We start from the raw sequence: 15,916 nt of genomic DNA on the forward strand, positions 1-15,916 counted from the left end.
TACGCCCGCGGGGGAGCGGTTGTGCCCGCAGAGTGACCGCCCGGACAATGGGGCCGGTATGAATGACGTCCAGCCCACGGGCCCCACCGACCTCGCCGCGCTCGCCGCCGGTATCGAGCGCACCAATGAGCTGCTCACGCGGGTGCTCGCCGAGGTCGCCACCACCCCGTCCACCCATGCGGCCTTCGTCGACGCGGGCTATGTGTACGCCGCGGCGGGCCGGCTGGTCGCCGGCACGGAGGACCGTAAGGCCTTCGACCTGGACGCGGAAGGGATCATCGAGGCCTTTATCGACAAGGCCCGGATGATCTTCCCGGACAGCCGGCTGCTGCGCGTCTACTGGTACGACGGCGCCCGCCGCCGTATCCACACCCAGGAGCAGCAGCGGATCGCCGAGCTGCCCGACGTGAAGGTCAGGCTCGGCAACCTCAACGCCAACAACCAGCAGAAGGGCGTCGACTCCCTGATCCGTTCGGACCTGGAGTCGCTGGCCCGGCACCGCGCGATCAGCGACGCGGTGCTGATCGGCGGCGACGAGGACCTGGTCTCCGCGGTGGAGGCGGCACAGGGCTACGGCGCACGGGTCCACCTCTGGGGCATCGAGGCCTCCGGCGGCCGCAATCAGGCCGAGCCGCTGCTGTGGGAGGTCGACAGTGCGCGCACCTTCGACCTGGAGTTCTGCAAGCCGTACGTCACCCGGCGGGCCGGTGTCGACTTCTCCGACCAGCCGGTGGGCGAGGGGCCGGCGCCCAGCCGCGACGATGTGCGCTTCGTCGGCGCACAGGTCGCCGCCCAGTGGCTGTCGGAACGCGGCCGCGAGTGGGTGGCCGGGCTGCTCCCCGGTCACCCCTATCTGCCCGGCGCCGTCGACCAGGAACTCCTGACCGCGTCGGAGGCGCTGCTGCGGCACTCCCTGCGCGGCCATGCCGATCTGCGCCGGGTCCTGCGCGACGGCTTCTGGGACCACGTTCAGGGGCAGTACTAGGGCCTGTCCGATGGGTCAGGGCCGGGTCCGCCGCGGTCGGGGCCGGCGGGGTGCGAAGGGCCGGATCAGGCCCGCGCGAGCAGCTCCGTGAGGCGGTCGAAGAAGCCCGACCAGCCCGCCTCCGCCTGGCGGTACTGCTCGGAGGTGAGATTGCCGCCGAGCTGACGGAAGGCCATCTCCGTACGGTCCCCGAGGGCGGTCAGGGTGACCCGGACGATCTCGCCCTCGATGCCGTCCGGCGCGGACGCGTCCTTGAGCGTGAACTCCAGCCGCTCCGGGGGCGCGACCTCACGGTAGACCCCGGAGAACGGCAGCTCACCGCCGTCCGGGGTCTGCATCACCAGACTCCAGACCCCGCCCGGCCGGGGATCCATCGTCATCCGGTCGACCGGCACCGTCAGCTCCCCGCCGAACCAGTACCCGAAGTGCTCGGGCGTCGTCCACGCCTCGAAGACCAGCTCGGGGCGGGCATCGAAGGTCCGGGTGAGCGCGATGCCATGGGGGCCTTCGGGGTCGGCCGGGGGAGTCGCCGGATTCTCGGTCATCAGGGAGCCCTTCGTACGAAGCCGGTGCGGACCGGGCGCCGGTGCCGGCCCGTCTCCCTCGATGCTCGCCGAACCGCCCGGCGCTGTCCTGGCGACACCGCCCGCTCGGCCCACACGGCCCGGCCTCAGCCCACCCCGCTCCAGAACCCCGCCAGCGCCTCGGCCGTCTTCTCCGGGCGTTCGGCGTTGGGGGAGTGCTCGGCGCCCTCGATGACGGTGCGCCGGGCGGACAGCCGCTCGGCCATGGCGTCCATCCACGACACCGGCCAGGCATAGTCGACGGCGCCGGAGACGACATGGGTGGCCAGCCCCGTACGGGCCAGCTCCGCCACCCGGTCGGGCTCCTCCAGCATCTGCCGGCCGGTCGCGATCAGCTGCTCGGGGACGGTGTTCAGCCAACGACGGTGCAGGAACGCGCCGACCTCCGGCGGCGTCGCCGCGTCCGCCGCCTCCGGGGGATCCAGTTCGCGCATCGCCCGCCAGACGCTCTCCATGTCGAGCGTGCCGAGCGCCTCGATCAGCATCCGTACCCGGGCCTGCTGGGACGCCTCGATGGCGGCGGGCCCGGAGCTGAGCACGGTGAGGGAACGGAACGGGGCCGCGTCCAGCAGCACGGCGGCCCGGGTGATCAGCCCGCCCAGGGAGTGCCCCAGCAGATGGACCGGCCCGCTGTCCGGCTCCTGTACGGCCCGCGCCTGAGCCAGCACATCGAGAGCCAACTCCCTTTGCGCATACGCCAGTTCATCGCGCGGACCGGGGGATTCGTGCTGCCCGCGGCCGTCCACCGCGACCGCCCGGAACCCGGCCGCGGCGAGCGGTTCCAGCAAGGCGACGAAGTCCTCCTTGCTGCCGGTGAATCCGGGCACCAGCAGGGCGGTCCCGATCGGTGCGGCCTCGGGCCGGGCGTCCTGCACGGCGAACGAGCCGCGCTCGGTGTCGAGTCGGTACGCACGGGCGCACGGGGGCAGTGTGAGGGTGGGCGGCCTGCTCATGAGGTGAGGTTATCCGGGCCGGACGGCGAAACGGGGCCGGGACGCCGACGACCCGGCACCCGCAGTGCGGGGCCGGGTCGTCGGGCCGGAAGGGTCCGGCGTGGTCCGGGAGGGTCAGCTCTCGGGAGTCGCCTCGGCCACGGCGGCCTTGGCGCGGGTGCGGCGGCGCACCGGCTTGGCCTCGGCGGCCTCGGGAGCGTCCGCGGCCGGCTTGGCGGCGGCGCTCTTCCGCGTCCGCTTCGGCTTGGCCGGAGCGTCCTCGGCGGCGGGGGCGTCCACCGTGGCCTCGGCGGCCTTGGCGGCCGCGGTCTTCCGCGTCCGCTTGGGCTTGGCCGGAGCCTCGACAGCGCCTTCCGCGGTGTCCGCCGTGGCCTCGGCGGCCTTGGCGGCGGCCGTCTTGCGCGTCCGCTTGGGCTTGGCCGGAGCCTCGACAGCGCCCTCGGCGGTGTCCACCGCGGCCTCGGCGGCCTTGGCGGCGGCCGTCTTACGGGTCCGCTTCGGCTTGGCCGGAGCCTCCACCACGGTGTCCGCGGCCTCGGCCACGGACTCCGTCACCACGGCCGGCGCCGTCTCCACGGCAGCCTTGGCGGCGCTACGGCTACGGCGGCGCGGCTTGGCCAGCGCCTCGGCGGGCTCCGGCACGGCCACGGACTCGGCGGCGATCGCCGCGCCCTCGGCCGCCAGCGCCCTCGCGGCGACCTCGACGGTCTGGAAGCTCTCGGTGTCCACCGGACGCGCGACCCGGGCACGGCGGCGGCGCGGCTTGGCGGGCTCGGCCGGAGCCTCGGCCACCACGGCTGCGGACTCGGTCACCACGGTGGCGGCCTCCGTCACCACGGCGGTGGTGGGCGCGGCCTCGGCGACCGGCGCCGGCGCGGCAGCACCGGACTGGCCCGAGCGGGTACGGCGACGCCGGCGCGGCTGCCGCGGTCCGGCGGCCTCCGTGCCCTCGCTGCTCTCGGCGGCAGCGGGCGACCCGGTCGTCTGCGCCTCGGAGCCGGCCGGGCCGTCCAGCGCAGTGCCGCCACGGGTGCGGCGGCGCTGCCGCGGTGTACGGGTGCGCGCGGGGCGCTCCTCCTCCACGACGGCGCCCTTACGGGGACCACGGCCACGGCCGCCGGTCTCGCCCAGGTCCTCGACCTCTTCCGCGGCCAGCCCGGCCCGGGTGCGCTCGGCGCGCGGCAGCACGCCCTTGGTGCCCTCGGGGATGTTCAGCTGCGCGTAGAGGTGCGCCGAGGTGGAGTAGGTCTCCTCCGGCTCGTCGAACGCCAGGTCCAGCGCCTTGTTGATCAGCTTCCAGCGCGGGATGTCGTCCCAGTCGACGAGGGTGACCGCGGTGCCCTTGGCGCCCGCCCGGCCCGTACGGCCGATGCGGTGCAGGTAGGTCTTCTCGTCCTCGGGCGACTGGTAGTTGATGACATGGGTCACACCCTCGACGTCGATACCGCGGGCGGCGACATCGGTGCAGACCAGGACATCGACCTTGCCGTTGCGGAAGGCGCGCAGCGCCTGCTCACGGGCGCCCTGGCCGAGGTCGCCGTGCACCGCGCCGGAGGCGAAGCCACGGCGCGCGAGCTGGTCGGCGATATCGGCGGCGGTCCGCTTCGTACGGCAGAACACCATCGCCAGGCCCCGGCCCTCGGCCTGCAGGATGCGGGCGACCATCTCCGGCTTGTCCATGGAGTGGGCACGGAAGACGTGCTGGGTGGTGTTGCGGACGGTCTGGCCCTCGTCGTCCGGCGCGGTGGCGCGGATGTGCGTGGGCTGCGACATGTAGCGGCGGGCCAGGGAGATGACCTGGCCGGGCATGGTCGCGGAGAACAGCATCGTCTGGCGCTTGGCCGGCAGCAGCTGGATGATCTTCTCGACGTCGGGCAGGAAGCCCAGGTCGAGCATCTCGTCGGCCTCGTCCAGGACCAGGCTCTTGACCTGCGAGAGGTTCAGCTTCTTCTGGCCCGCCAGGTCGAGAAGGCGGCCGGGCGTGCCGACGACGACGTCGACGCCCTTCTTCAGCGCCTCGACCTGCGGCTCGTAGGCACGGCCGCCGTAGATGGCCAGCACCCGGACATTGCGCACCTTGCCGGCGGTGAGCAGGTCATTGGTGACCTGCTGGCACAGCTCGCGGGTGGGCACGACCACCAGGGCCTGCGGGGCCTCGGTCAGCTCCTCGGGCCGGGCACGGCCCGCCTCGACGTCCGCGGGGACCCTGACGCGCTCGAGGAGCGGCAGGCCGAAGCCCAGGGTCTTGCCCGTACCGGTCTTGGCCTGGCCGATGACGTCGTTGCCGGAGAGGGCGACGGGGAGCGTCAGCTCCTGGATGGGAAAGGGGGAGATGATGCCGACGGCTTCCAGCGCCTCGGCCGTCTCGGGGAAAATCCCGAGGTCTCGAAATGTAGACAGAATCTTGCCTCTTCTGTGAGACGCGGCGTGAGGCGGCGAAGGGGGTCGTACCGCACCTTCGTACGGGTTCGTACGGGCCGGCCGGAGACGGCCGGTGGGGCGGGACCACTGCCAACGCTCAGGCACTCCTGCCGCGAGCGGTGTCCCTCCTGCTGTGCGTATGTCTGCTACGCGCCGCAAAAGAGGGCGGTCGGTTTGGAGCCGATCGGGCCACCGACCGGGCATCCGCTTCGTGGAACGACCCACCGATACTCGGCAGGTCCAAATACCACTGTACCCCGGATATGGCGCGCCCATCCGAAGGCTTGTATGAGTGAGGAATACATCACGGCCTGGTCCGGCCTCCGGGCGCCGGCTACGACCGTCGTTCGTACGAGGGAACGGCAGTGGCTGACCAGGGCCTTCCCCGAACCGCCGAGCGGGCTATTGTGCCGGTCATGGGAACGCCTGACAACGCCGCGGCTGACGCGCAAGAACACACCGGGATCGCCGCCCAGAACTGGGCGCAGGCATCCGCCGACCCGCAGTACAGGGCCGCCGTGATCGATCTGCTCGGCGCGCTCGCATACGGCGAGCTGTCCGCCTTCGAGCGCCTGGCGGAGGACGCCAAGCTCGCGCCGACGATGGACGACAAGGCCGAACTGGCCAAGATGGCCTCGGCCGAGTTCCACCACTTCGAGCGGCTGCGGGACCGGCTCGCACGGATCGAGGCGGAGCCGAACGAGGCGATGGAGCCGTTCGCCGCCGCCCTGGACGAGTTCCACCGCCAGACCGCGCCGTCGGACTGGCTGGAAGGCCTGGTCAAGGCCTATGTCGGCGACTCGATCGCCAGTGACTTCTACCGCGAGGTCGCGGCCCGGCTGGACTCCGACACCCGTGATCTGGTGCTGGCCGTGCTGGACGACACCGGGCACGCCTCGTTCGCCGTGGAGAAGGTGCGCGCGGCCATCGAGGCCGAGCCGCGGGTCGGCGGGCGGCTGGCGCTGTGGGCACGCCGTCTGATGGGCGAGGCGCTCTCGCAGGCGCAGCGGGTGGTCGCGGACCGCGACGCGCTCTCCACGATGCTGGTGGGCGGCGTGGCCGACGGCTTCGACCTCGCGGAGGTGGGCCGGATGTTCTCGCGGATCACCGAGGCGCACACCAAGCGGATGGCGGCGCTGGGGCTCGCGGCCTGACGTTCTTGCCGGGCGCCGGGCGGTTCAGGCCGTCCGGTGCCCCTTCAGTGCCGGTGCCGGTCGCCGAAGGCGGCGGTGCGGCGGGCGCACCAGGACCGACAGCAGGGCCGCCCCGACGGCGACCGAGGCGACCATCACCTGGACGGGATATCCCGGGCCGAGGATCGAGCGGGTCAGCACGGCGCCGAGCAGCGCCGCGACCGGGCCCGTCGCCAGCGTGAGGGCGCGCGAGGGGAAACGGTCGGGCAGCCATCGCGTGGCGGACAGGGCGATGGCAAAGCCGATGAGCAGGGCGCCGAGTGCTTCCCAGATCATGCTGTTCCCTCCCGCGTGACAACGCCGATCGGTCGAACAAATCGGTCGTAGGCGGTCGTACCCAGGGGGCACCGGCAGCAACCCTCCCGGCGCCGGTCCGCTGCCTGATCAGCCCAGCCGAACCGACTCGAACGGCCTGATCTGCGCAAATGCGACGGCCCGGGGCCCGGCGCCGGCGCTCGGCCGAGCCGCGAGAAGACACAGAAAGGCGGCGGTCCGGAGAGGAGATCCCCGGGCCGCCGCCCCTGTCACGTCATGGGCGCCGCAGTCGGCGCCCCCTGCTCAGAGCGCGCCGAATCCGACCTTGCGGGCGGTCGGCTCGCCGATCTCCACATAGGCCAGCCGGTCCGCCGGGACCAGGACCTTGCGACCGTGGTCGTCCACCAGGCTCAGCAGCTGTGACTTGCCGCCCAGCGCGTCGGACACCGCGCTCTCGACCTCTTCGGCAGACTGCCCGCTCTCCAGAATGATCTCGCGGGGCGCGTGCTGCACGCCGATCTTGACCTCCACGGCTTTTGTCCCTCCGACGGTCAGTTGGGGTGCGCGGCCATCCGCGCCGTACGCAGCACACATTAGCCCGGTACGGGGATGCGCAGGACGCCTTGGGCCACGCCCGCAGCGAACAGGGTCAGTGCGTGTCGCCGCCCTGCAGCGGGAAGCCGGCGATGCCCTTCCACGCGAGCGACGTCAGCAGCTGCACCGCGGTGTCCCGCGGGACCTGGCTCTCCGAGGACAGCCAGTAGCGCGCCACCACCTGGGAGACCCCGCCCAGGCCCACGGCCAGCAGCATCGACTCGTCCTGTGACAGGCCGGTGTCCTCGGCGATCACCGCGCTTATGGCCTCGGCGCACTCCAGCGACACCTTGTCCACCCGCTCGCGGACCGCCGGGTCATTGGTGAGGTCCGACTCGAACACCAGCCGGAAGGCGCCGCCCGGGTCCTCCACGTACGCGAAGTAGGCGTCCATCGTCGCCGCGACCCGCTGCTTGTTGTCGGTCGTCGACGCCAGCGCCGCCCGCACCGAGTGCAGCAGCGACTCGCAGTGCTGGTCGAGCAGGGCGAGGTAGAGGTCCAGCTTGCCCGGGAAGTGCTGGTAGAGCACCGGCTTGCTGACGCCCGCCCGCTCGGCGATGTCGTCCATCGCGGCCGCGTGGTAGCCCTGCGCCACAAAAACTTCCTGGGCGGCGCCCAGAAGCTGGTTGCGCCGGGCTCGACGTGGCAGGCGTGTGCCCCGCGGGCGCGCCGCCTCGGTCTGCTCGATGGCGCTCACGCTGCCTCCCAGAAATTGTTCCGTACGCGGCCAGTACAAGGTGGTGCACCGCGCCCGCCATCGTACTTTTGGGTAACCCGGCTGTGCGCGGTCCGGGCCGAGAATTTATGCCCGGCCCCGATAGCGGAAGCCGACATAACGCCCCAGGTCATCGGTATTCGTCTTCGTTGAGCTCCACGACGCGGGCCTGTTCGGCTCGATCCGCTTCGTTCGCCGAGTCCGGGTCGACGGGGGTCGGCGGCTCGTCGCGGTGCGGGGTGACGTCGGTGTACTGCTCCGCCGCGTCCGCTTCCGGTGCTTCGACATCGAATTCGGTGGCGTCGCTCTCGTCCTCGAAAGTATCCGGGTCTGTCGGGTCGACGCGCATGGTGGCTCCCTTTCTCGCGTGCTCGCTTCGACGGCTGGTGCCTGGCATGACAGCAGGGGCCGGGGCGGCTGCCCTCGCCTACGAGCGTAGGAGAGTGGCCGCGGCAGCGCGATGCGGTGTGTGACCGCGGACACACGATCGGGGGCGTGATCGTCTCGTAACATCGACGCATGTCTTCGACCGAGTCGCCGGACACCGCGACCGCCGCCCTCCCGGTGCCCCCGGCCGGCCCCGGCCGGCACGGTGCGGCGGAGACGGTGCACACCGTGACCCTGCCGGGTCTGACGCTGACCGTACGGGCACCGGCCGGACGGCCCGCCACGCGGGACGGCGACGGACACGCCGGCGCCGGGCGGGACCGCGAGCCCGCGCTCTACGTCCACGGCCTCGGCGGCTCCTCGCAGAACTGGTCGGACCTGATGCCGCTGCTCGCCGACCGGGTGGACGGCGAGGCGGTCGACCTGCCCGGCTTCGGGCACTCACCGCCGCCGCACGACGGCAACTACTCCGTCTCCGCGCAGGCCCGCGCGGTCATCCGCTACCTCGACGCGGCCGGGCGCGGCCCCGTCCACCTCATCGGCAACTCCATGGGCGGCGCCGCCTCCACCCGCGTGGCGGCCGTGCGCCCCGACCTCGTGCGCACCCTGACGCTGATCTCTCCGGCGCTGCCCGAGCTGCGCCCGCAGCTGACGGCGGTGCCCACCGCACTGCTCGCCGTACCCGGCATCGCCGGGCTCTTCGGCCGGCTCACCCACGACTGGACGCCCGAGCGCCGCACCCGTGAGGTGCTGGCGCTCTGTTACGGCGACCCCGGCCGGGTCAGCCCGGAAGGGTTCAACGCCGCGGCCGACGAATATGCGCGACGGCTCGAACTCCCTTATTTCTGGGAGGTGATGGAGCGCTCGGCGCGCGGCCTGGTGAACGCCTACACGCTCGGCGGACAACATAATTTGTGGCGTCAGGCAGAGAGAGTGCTCGCTCCCACCCTTCTCGTCTACGGTGGGCGCGACCGCCTGGTCTCCTTCCGGATGGCGCGGCGGGCGGCCGCGGCGTTCCGCGGTTCGCGACTGCTGACGCTGCCGGAGGCGGGGCATGTGGCGATGATGGAGTACCCGGAGACAGTGGCGCGGGCCGTCCGTGAACTGCTCGACAGTGAAGTGACCGACGTGACCGCTGATGCGGGCAGGAGCTGACACACCCCGTGGGACGCCATAGCCGCCGAGCCCGGCCGGAAACCGCAACGGACACCCCGCCGACGGCCGGTCCGCCCGCCGACGGCCCCTCGGGGGGCACCTCACCCGGACCCGGCCCCGGACGCCGCAGACGCGAGCCGTTCGAGGGCGACGTGGTGCGCGGCGGGCATCCCGAACAGCGTGAGCCGGGCGGCGGCTGGGGCGAGTTCCCCGGGGCGCCGGCCTCCCCGGCCGCGCCCGGCCAGGGGGCGCCCCGGATTCCCCGGCCGCGCGCGGAGATGTCCGCCGGACCGGCCCTCGCCGCACCGGGCAGCGGGCCGGGACCGCGGCGTGAGTACGTGGATGCCTTCGACGCCGGGCGGTTCCCGGGCGGCCAGGGCGGTCCGGGAGGCGCGAGCGACCCGGACGACGATGTGTTCCGGGCCGGCGCGCCCCGGACGGCGGGTCAGGCGGCCGGTGCCTACGGGCCCGGCGCGGACGGGGTGGCCCCCGGCGGCCGGTACACCGGCCGTTCGGTCGTCTTCGACCGGAACGAGATCGACGAGCTGGACCGGCAGGCGGAATTCGGCGCGGACGGCGCGGGGCCGGGCGGCCCCGGGGGCCAGGACCCGGACGACGGGTTCGACGCGGAGGAGTCGCGGCACGGCGCCCAGAAGGGCGGCAAGGGCCGGACGTTCACCGGCGCGGCGGCCGCGGCGGTGACCACCGTGCTCGCCGTGGTCATCGCGGGCCAGGTCGCCGAGCAGCACAAGGAGAGCGGTGACCCGCAGCCGCGCAGCGGGAACGACCGTACCGACGGGCTCGGCGACGAGGCCTCCAGGTCGCACAGCAGGCCCACCCAGGACGCCAAGCCCGCCAGTTACGACGAGAAGATGAACCAGGTCTTCCCGTTGGATGCGGAACTGACGGCCACCGGCCGGTTCAAGCCGGCCGGCGGTGACGCCGAGGCGCCCGGCAAGGGCAAGGTGCTGCGCTATCGCGTCGACATCGAGGAGGGGCTGCCGCTGGACGGCGAGCTGTTCGCCGAGGCGGTGCACAAGACCCTCAACGACAGCCGGAGTTGGGCACACGGCGGGAAGATGGCCTTCCAGCGGGTGGGGTCCGGCGACGCCGATTTCGTGATCACGCTGGCGAGTCCGGGGACCACCGACAAGTGGTGCGCCAAGTCCAACCTCGACACCAGCCAGGACAAGGTCTCCTGCGACTCCGCGGCGACCGAACGGGTCATGATCAACGCCTATCGCTGGGCGCAGGGCGCACGGACCTACGGCCACGACAAGATGCACGCCTACCGGCAGATGCTGATCAACCACGAGGTCGGCCACCGTCTCGGACACAACCACGAGGTCTGCTCCCGGCAGGGCGCACTGGCCCCGGTGATGATGCAGCAGACGAAGTTCCTGACGACGGACGGGGCGACCTGCCGTCCCAACTCCTGGCCGTTCCCCACCCAGCGCTGAACGGACCCGGCTCCCGGCGCGCCCGCCACGCGGGGCCGGGCCATGCCCCGTGCCGGTCCACCCGGCAGGCGCGGGTTCCCACATAGCGCGAAGAAACGCCCTTAGGGGCGGAAAGTTACGTGCTTTCACCCCTTCCGGTGGCGCGATGGACAACCGTCCATCGCGCCACCGGCCCTTTTGCATAGCTTCTTCCTGCAGGTGGCGGCCGTGCCGCCGGCCCACCAGGGACGTCGACAGGGGAGGACGGGGGTGCACTCATGCGCATTGGACTGCTCACTGAAGGTGGCTATCCGGATGCGTCCGGTGAGGCGCACGCGTGGTGCGACCGGCTCGTGCGCGGGCTCACCGGCCATGACTTCGAGGTCTACGCCCTGAGCGCCGACGCCCGTCAGGAAGCGCGGCCCCGGCCCGAACTGCCGGAACACGTACGCCTGGTGCACCGCGCCCCCCTGTGGGGCGACTTCCCCGTCGGGCACCGCCGGGCCGCCGAGGAGCGCAAGGGCCGCACCCCCGGCCGCCGCGCACGGCGCCGCTTCGCCGAGCGCTTCGGCGATCTCGTGACGGCCTTCGCCACGGTGCCCGCCGGGAGCGGGCCGGCCGGCGGCGCACCGCACGGGGGCGCGCCGACCGGGGACCCGCCCAGCGGCCCCGACAGTGCCGCCGATACGCCCGTGACCAGGAAGGCGGACCGTTTCGCCGCCGGTCTCTACGGGCTCGCCGAACTCGCCCGGGAACACGGCGGACTGCCCGCGATGCTGCACTCCGAGGGCGCCGTACGCATCCTGGAAGCCGTCTGCCACGGCCCCCGCGCACTGCCCGCCGCCCAGGGCGCGCAGGTCAACGACCTGCTGGCGGTCACCGACCGGCTCGAACTCGCGCTCCGGCCGCTGTCCCTGGACTGGTACGGCGACCGGCACACCCCCGGTCTCGGCGGTGTGGACCTCTGTCATGCCACCTCCGGCGGCGCGGCCGCCCTCCCCGGACTGCTGGCCAAGCGCTTCTTCGGCACCCCGCTCCTGGTCACCGAGTACGGCGTCCGGCTGCGCGAGCACTACCTCGCCCGTGCCACCTCGCCGCTGAGCGTGCCGGTGCGCGCGCTGCTCGCCGCCTTCCAGGGCGCACTGGCCGCCGAGACCTACGCCCAGGCCGCACTGATCACCCCCGGCAACACCCACGCCCGGCGCTGGCAGGAGCGCTGCGGTGCCGACCGCGCCCGGCTGCGCACGGTCTACCCGGGCATGGACGCCGCCCCCTTCGCCGCGGTCGCGGACGCCGCCGCTGACGACTCCAAAACACTGGTGTGGGTCGGCAAGGTGGAGCCCGCGAAGGACCTCATCGCGCTGCTGCACGCCTTCGCGGAGGTACGGAAGGCCGAGCCGGCGGCCACGCTGCGGATCATCGGCGGGCCCGGCCGTGACCCCCGGGCGCCCGGCTATCTCGCGCACTGCCGGGCGCTGGCCGCCCAGCTCTTCCCCGACGAGGCGGCCGACGCCCGCACCGTCGGCGAGAGCCCGGTCAGCTTCGAGGAGATCGGCAGCCCCGAGGTGCCGGCCCTGGAGGACGCCTATGCCTCCGGTGCGGTGGTGGTGCTCTCCAGCGTCATCGAGGGCTTTCCGCGCTCCCTGGTGGAGGCGATGTTCTGCGGCCGCGCCACGGTGTCGACCGACGCCGGGGCGGTCTGCGAAGTCATCGGCGGCACCGGGCTGGTCGTCCCGCCGCGCAACCCCCGCGCCCTGGCCGAGGCCTGCGCGGCGCTGCTCGCCGACCCGGACCGCAGGGCCAGGCTGGGCGCGGCCGCCCGGGCGCGGGCGCTGGAGCTGTTCACCGTCGAGCAGAACGTCGCGGCATTTCGTGGCATCTACCTGGAGTTGATCTCCCGTGCCCCGGCCCGCCCGGCCGCCTGCCGCACCCGGGACGCGCACGGGGTCCCGCGGCCGTTCGCCCGCCCTGCCGAGTCCCATGTCCCCGGCCGCTGGGCCGCGACCGGCACCGCCGCCAGGGCGGCCACCGTCCCGGCCGGCCGAACGCCGAGCTGGGCGGCGTCCGAGGCCGGGCGGCCCGCCGCGGTGCCGGTCGCCGACGGGGCGCGCACGGAGACCGGGGGCGGGGACGTCGTCCGGGAAAGGGGACAGGCCGTGAGACGCGATGACACGGCGGGCAACCAGGTGTGGCCGGCGCGAGGGAGAGAGCAATGGTGACCGGTGTGCTGGACGTGATCTGTGCGATGGGTGTCGTGGGTGTGGCACTGGTGACGGGCATGGCGGATGTGGCGCACGGCGGCCGCCCCGGCAGCCCCGCCCGCGTCCGCGCCGACCGGCGCACCCCGGGCCGCCCCGGCCGCCCGCCCCGGCGCCGTACCGCGCACCCCCGCCCCGCTCCGGGCGGCTGCGCGCAGCCCCGGGGGAGGGGGAACGGGGCATGACCACACCCGAAGGCGGCACCACCGCGGCTCCGGGAGAGGTGCGCGCCGACCGGCCCGCGCCCCCGCGCAAGGACGCCGCCGCCCGCCCCCTGCGCCGCGGCCCCGCCGACCCCGTACGCACCCTGATGCACCACCACCAGGAACTCTGCGCCCGCGCTGTCGACGCGCTGGAGATCGCCGCCGGCCTGGAGGCGCACGGTGTCACCGACCGCACGGCCGCCCGCTTCCGGCACCGCGATGTCTTCTCGCTGGCCGAGGAGCTCTACGCCCGGGTGCCGCGCGCCGCCGCGGACGCCGCCCCCGCGGCAGCGCCGTACCAGGAGGCCGCCCCCGCCCGGCGCTCCCGCACCGTGTGCGGGGCACTGCAGCTGCTCCCCGGCGCCGTCTGCGTCGCGGCCGTCGCCGCCCTCGCCTCGGTGACCGGGGCAACTCCCGCCGTACGCACCGCCGTCGGTGCCTCGGGCCTGGTCCTGCTCGCCCTCGCCGTCCGGCTGGGCGTACGGTCCGGGCCGCTGCGGCTGCGCCACGGCACCGGGCCGCGCACCGCCGGCCTGTGGGGCTGCTGGACGGCCGGGTACGCGGTGTACGGAGACTGGCTGCTCGGACAGCTGCTGGCCGGCGGCCCCGATCTGCCCCACGCCGCTCCCCGGGCCGCCGTCGCCCCCGCCGTGGCACTCGCCTTCGCCCTCGCCCCCGCGGCCGGCTGCGCCCACTGGTTCACGGTGCGCGGACGACGCGTCCTGGCCGCCAGCCGCGGACTCGAAGAACTCGCCGCCCGGGTACGGCCGTTGCTGCTCGCCGCCACCCTGCTCTTCCTGGCCGCGCTGGCGGCGCTGCTCCTCGGTGCGGAAGCGGTCCTCGGCCGCGGCGATGTGAGCACGCCGGTGGCGGCGGCCGCGCTGGGGGTGCTGCTCTTCCTCGCCCGGCTGCTCGCCGTGCACGGCTTCCCCGAGGCGGCCGCGGCCGGCCTGGCCTCGGCCGCCGCCCTGGAAGCCCTCGCCCTGGCCCTGGTGCTGATCGCCCGGCTCCCCGGCCTGCCCCCGCTCGGCGTCCCGGTCGAGGCACTGACCGCCGCTGCGGGACCGGCCGCGGTACCCGCCGTGGCCTGCACCGCCGCCGCCCTCGGCCTCCTCGTCCACGGCCTGCGGGCGCTCACCGGCGCCTGCGCACACTGGCCCGCCCCCTCCGGACGTCCGGAGGCGCACCGGCCGTGACCCTCCGGACGACCACCGGCCCCCGATACCCCGCACCCCCACACGGGCACCCCCACCACGCACCACCCCCGGAGCGGCACCCCGAAACGGCCGCTCCGGCCTCTTCACCGCGGACCTCACCCCCCATGTGGCCCCCGCCCCCGGGGCGGACGCCGACTCCGCGGCCGAAGCCGACCTGCTTCCCTCGATCCGCCTTAGGAGCACGACATATGAACGTCCAGCCGACCACACGCCACGCGGACCGGGGGGTCGCACGATGAGGGTGCTGCTCATCGGCGCCAACGGCTACCTGGGCCGCTATGTCGCCGACCGCCTGCTCGCCGACCCCGCCGTCCAGCTCACCGCCCTCGGGCGGGGCGACGACGCCGACGTCCGCTTCGACCTGGCCACCGGCAGCCCGGGGGCGCTCACCCGCTTCCTCGACGCGGTCCACCCCGGTGTCGTCGTCAACTGCGCCGGTGCCACCCGTGGCGGCGCCCGCGAGCTGACCCGGCACAACACCGTCGCGGTCGCCACCATCTGTGAATCGCTGCGGCGCAGCAGCTGCGGTGCCCGGCTCGTCCACCTGGGCTGCGCCTCCGAGTACGGGCCCTCCCAGCCCGGCTCCTCCACCGCCGAGGACGCGGTCCCGCGCCCCGGTGGCCCGTACGGAGTCAGCAAACTCGCCGCCACCGAACTGGTCCTGGGCTCCGGGCTCGACGCCGTCGTGCTGCGGATCTTCTCGCCGGTCGGGCCCGGCACCCCGGCGGGATCGCCGCTCGGCCGGCTCGCCGAGGCCATGCGCCGCGCCATGCAGTCCGGCGACAGCGAACTCAAGCTCGGCGGGCTCGGGGTGCAACGGGACTTCGTCGATGTGCGCGATGTGGCGCGGGCGGTGCACGCCGCCTCGCTGTCCGCCGCGCAGGGCGTCGTCAACATCGGGACCGGCCGGGCGGTACGGCTGCGTGAGGCCGCGTCGGTGCTCGCCCGGGTCGCCGGCTTCGGCGGCGCCCTCCACGAACTCGACTCCCCGCCCGCCCGTCTGGTCATCCCCGGCCCGTCCCCGGAGCACCCGGCCGGCTCGCCGCCCGCCACCTACCCGTACCCGGACGGCTGCGGCACCTGGCAGCAGGCGGATGTGCGCACCGCCCGCGACCGCCTCGGCTGGCGCCCCCGGATCGGGCTGGAGGAGTCCCTCGCCGACATCTGGATGGAGGCCGCATGCCGCATCTGAGACCGGTGTCCGCCTGTTGGGACGCCGGGGCGGGTGCGGCGGTGCGCGCCCGGTCGGCGAGCTGCTCTCCGAAGAGCTGAGGGGGAGGGCCGCCGACCACCCTCCGGAGTGGTTCCGTCGCCTCGTCCAGGGTGTGCCGCGCGCCCCTCTCGACGAGACACCGCGGAACGCCCGCCGGCAGGGGCGGGCACGGAGCACGTCACCGGCCGTCGTGATCGGGGCCGTCGTGACCGGCGCGGAGCGGCCCGGGCGCCCCTGCCCGGCTACTGGGACGAAATCGTCTCGCGCATCGGAACGGGTGTCTCGGAATGAAGAAGGGCGTGGCAGTGTTACGGGGAGAGCAAGCTCCCCCACTCTCGGCTCGG

Annotated in this window: 15 protein-coding genes; 8 read left to right on the top strand and 7 right to left on the bottom strand. The window is 73.9% G+C overall.

Features of this window, described 5'->3' with window-relative positions; all coding sequences use genetic code 11:
- Window positions 1-58 precede the first annotated feature (58 nt).
- On the top strand, window positions 59-985 hold the full coding sequence (locus NUT86_RS27065; protein WP_018089424.1) for an NYN domain-containing protein: 927 nt from the start codon (window positions 59-61) through the stop codon (window positions 983-985).
- A gap of 65 nt (window positions 986-1,050) precedes the next feature.
- Here the strand turns inward: NUT86_RS27065 and NUT86_RS27070 are convergent, their stop codons facing one another.
- From NUT86_RS27070 to NUT86_RS27080, 3 genes are all read right to left on the bottom strand, one after another.
- The gene (locus NUT86_RS27070; protein ID WP_018089425.1) at window positions 1,051-1,530 is read right to left on the bottom strand and encodes an SRPBCC family protein; all 480 of its coding nucleotides are present in this window, start codon (window positions 1,528-1,530) and stop codon (window positions 1,051-1,053) included.
- Between the two features lie 125 nt (window positions 1,531-1,655).
- On the bottom strand, window positions 1,656-2,522 hold the full coding sequence (locus tag NUT86_RS27075; RefSeq protein WP_148589241.1) for an alpha/beta fold hydrolase: 867 nt from the start codon (window positions 2,520-2,522) through the stop codon (window positions 1,656-1,658).
- 114 nt (window positions 2,523-2,636) lie between these two features.
- A complete protein-coding gene (locus NUT86_RS27080) occupies window positions 2,637-5,048 on the bottom strand; it encodes a DEAD/DEAH box helicase (protein WP_274738019.1) in 2,412 nt (803 codons plus the stop codon).
- Between the two features lie 311 nt (window positions 5,049-5,359).
- On the opposite strand from NUT86_RS27080, the gene NUT86_RS27085 reads away from it, so the two are divergent.
- The gene (locus NUT86_RS27085) at window positions 5,360-6,097 is read left to right on the top strand and encodes a ferritin-like fold-containing protein (RefSeq protein ID WP_018089428.1); all 738 of its coding nucleotides are present in this window, start codon (window positions 5,360-5,362) and stop codon (window positions 6,095-6,097) included.
- A gap of 24 nt (window positions 6,098-6,121) precedes the next feature.
- Here the strand turns inward: NUT86_RS27085 and NUT86_RS27090 are convergent, their stop codons facing one another.
- From NUT86_RS27090 to NUT86_RS27105, 4 genes are all read right to left on the bottom strand, one after another.
- The gene (locus NUT86_RS27090; protein WP_018089429.1) at window positions 6,122-6,412 is read right to left on the bottom strand and encodes a hypothetical protein; all 291 of its coding nucleotides are present in this window, start codon (window positions 6,410-6,412) and stop codon (window positions 6,122-6,124) included.
- Window positions 6,413-6,694: 282 nt separating this feature from the next.
- Window positions 6,695-6,922 (bottom strand): DUF3107 domain-containing protein, encoded by a 228-nt coding sequence (locus NUT86_RS27095; RefSeq protein ID WP_018089430.1) that lies wholly within the window; start codon window positions 6,920-6,922, stop codon window positions 6,695-6,697.
- A gap of 118 nt (window positions 6,923-7,040) precedes the next feature.
- Window positions 7,041-7,682, bottom strand: a complete 642-nt coding sequence (locus NUT86_RS27100; protein WP_026169595.1) for a TetR/AcrR family transcriptional regulator — start codon at window positions 7,680-7,682, stop codon at window positions 7,041-7,043.
- Window positions 7,683-7,830: 148 nt separating this feature from the next.
- Entirely contained in the window at window positions 7,831-8,049 is a 219-nt protein-coding gene (locus tag NUT86_RS27105) for a hypothetical protein (protein WP_018089432.1), read from the bottom strand.
- A 170-nt stretch (window positions 8,050-8,219) separates the two neighbouring features.
- On the opposite strand from NUT86_RS27105, the gene NUT86_RS27110 reads away from it, so the two are divergent.
- The 6 genes from NUT86_RS27110 (at window position 8,220) to NUT86_RS27135 (ending at window position 15,551) form a co-directional block, all read left to right on the top strand.
- The gene (locus tag NUT86_RS27110) at window positions 8,220-9,242 is read left to right on the top strand and encodes an alpha/beta fold hydrolase (protein ID WP_159486297.1); all 1,023 of its coding nucleotides are present in this window, start codon (window positions 8,220-8,222) and stop codon (window positions 9,240-9,242) included.
- 152 nt (window positions 9,243-9,394) lie between these two features.
- Window positions 9,395-10,702, top strand: coding sequence for a DUF3152 domain-containing protein (locus NUT86_RS27115; protein ID WP_446750836.1), 1,308 nt, complete (start codon window positions 9,395-9,397; stop codon window positions 10,700-10,702).
- Window positions 10,703-10,959: 257 nt separating this feature from the next.
- A complete protein-coding gene (locus NUT86_RS27120; RefSeq protein ID WP_274738024.1) occupies window positions 10,960-12,900 on the top strand; it encodes a DUF3492 domain-containing protein in 1,941 nt (646 codons plus the stop codon).
- Window positions 12,894-13,124 carry a hypothetical protein gene (locus NUT86_RS27125; RefSeq protein ID WP_266439363.1) on the top strand — a complete coding sequence of 77 codons (231 nt, stop codon included), beginning with the start codon at window positions 12,894-12,896 and terminating at the stop codon, window positions 13,122-13,124. The genes NUT86_RS27120 and NUT86_RS27125 overlap by 7 nt, the downstream gene beginning before the upstream one ends.
- On the top strand, window positions 13,121-14,338 hold the full coding sequence (locus NUT86_RS27130) for a hypothetical protein (protein ID WP_274738027.1): 1,218 nt from the start codon (window positions 13,121-13,123) through the stop codon (window positions 14,336-14,338). Before NUT86_RS27125 ends, NUT86_RS27130 begins: the two co-directional genes overlap by 4 nt.
- Window positions 14,339-14,594: 256 nt before the next feature.
- On the top strand, window positions 14,595-15,551 hold the full coding sequence (locus tag NUT86_RS27135) for an NAD-dependent epimerase/dehydratase family protein (protein ID WP_026169597.1): 957 nt from the start codon (window positions 14,595-14,597) through the stop codon (window positions 15,549-15,551).
- The last annotated feature ends 365 nt before the right edge of the window (window positions 15,552-15,916 follow it).

The sequence above is a fragment of the Streptomyces sp. G7(2002) genome (assembly GCF_028870195.1).
GTDB classification, from domain to species: Bacteria; Actinomycetota; Actinomycetes; order Streptomycetales; family Streptomycetaceae; genus Streptomyces; species Streptomyces nigrescens.

Excerpts from the sequence above, each read along its gene's own strand:
- NUT86_RS27075 (WP_148589241.1), bottom strand. The coding sequence starts at position 2,522 with ATGAGCAGGCCGCCCACCCTCACACTGCCCCCGTGCGCCCGTGCGTAC.
- NUT86_RS27090 (WP_018089429.1), bottom strand. The coding sequence starts at position 6,412 with ATGATCTGGGAAGCACTCGGCGCCCTGCTCATCGGCTTTGCCATCGCC.
- NUT86_RS27070 (WP_018089425.1), bottom strand. The coding sequence starts at position 1,530 with ATGACCGAGAATCCGGCGACTCCCCCGGCCGACCCCGAAGGCCCCCAT.
- NUT86_RS27065 (WP_018089424.1), top strand. The coding sequence starts at position 59 with ATGAATGACGTCCAGCCCACGGGCCCCACCGACCTCGCCGCGCTCGCC.
- NUT86_RS27125 (WP_266439363.1), top strand. The coding sequence starts at position 12,894 with ATGGTGACCGGTGTGCTGGACGTGATCTGTGCGATGGGTGTCGTGGGT.
- NUT86_RS27110 (WP_159486297.1), top strand. The coding sequence starts at position 8,220 with ATGTCTTCGACCGAGTCGCCGGACACCGCGACCGCCGCCCTCCCGGTG.
- NUT86_RS27085 (WP_018089428.1), top strand. The coding sequence starts at position 5,360 with ATGGGAACGCCTGACAACGCCGCGGCTGACGCGCAAGAACACACCGGG.
- NUT86_RS27130 (WP_274738027.1), top strand. The coding sequence starts at position 13,121 with ATGACCACACCCGAAGGCGGCACCACCGCGGCTCCGGGAGAGGTGCGC.
- NUT86_RS27120 (WP_274738024.1), top strand. The coding sequence starts at position 10,960 with ATGCGCATTGGACTGCTCACTGAAGGTGGCTATCCGGATGCGTCCGGT.
- NUT86_RS27105 (WP_018089432.1), bottom strand. The coding sequence starts at position 8,049 with ATGCGCGTCGACCCGACAGACCCGGATACTTTCGAGGACGAGAGCGAC.
- NUT86_RS27135 (WP_026169597.1), top strand. The coding sequence starts at position 14,595 with ATGAGGGTGCTGCTCATCGGCGCCAACGGCTACCTGGGCCGCTATGTC.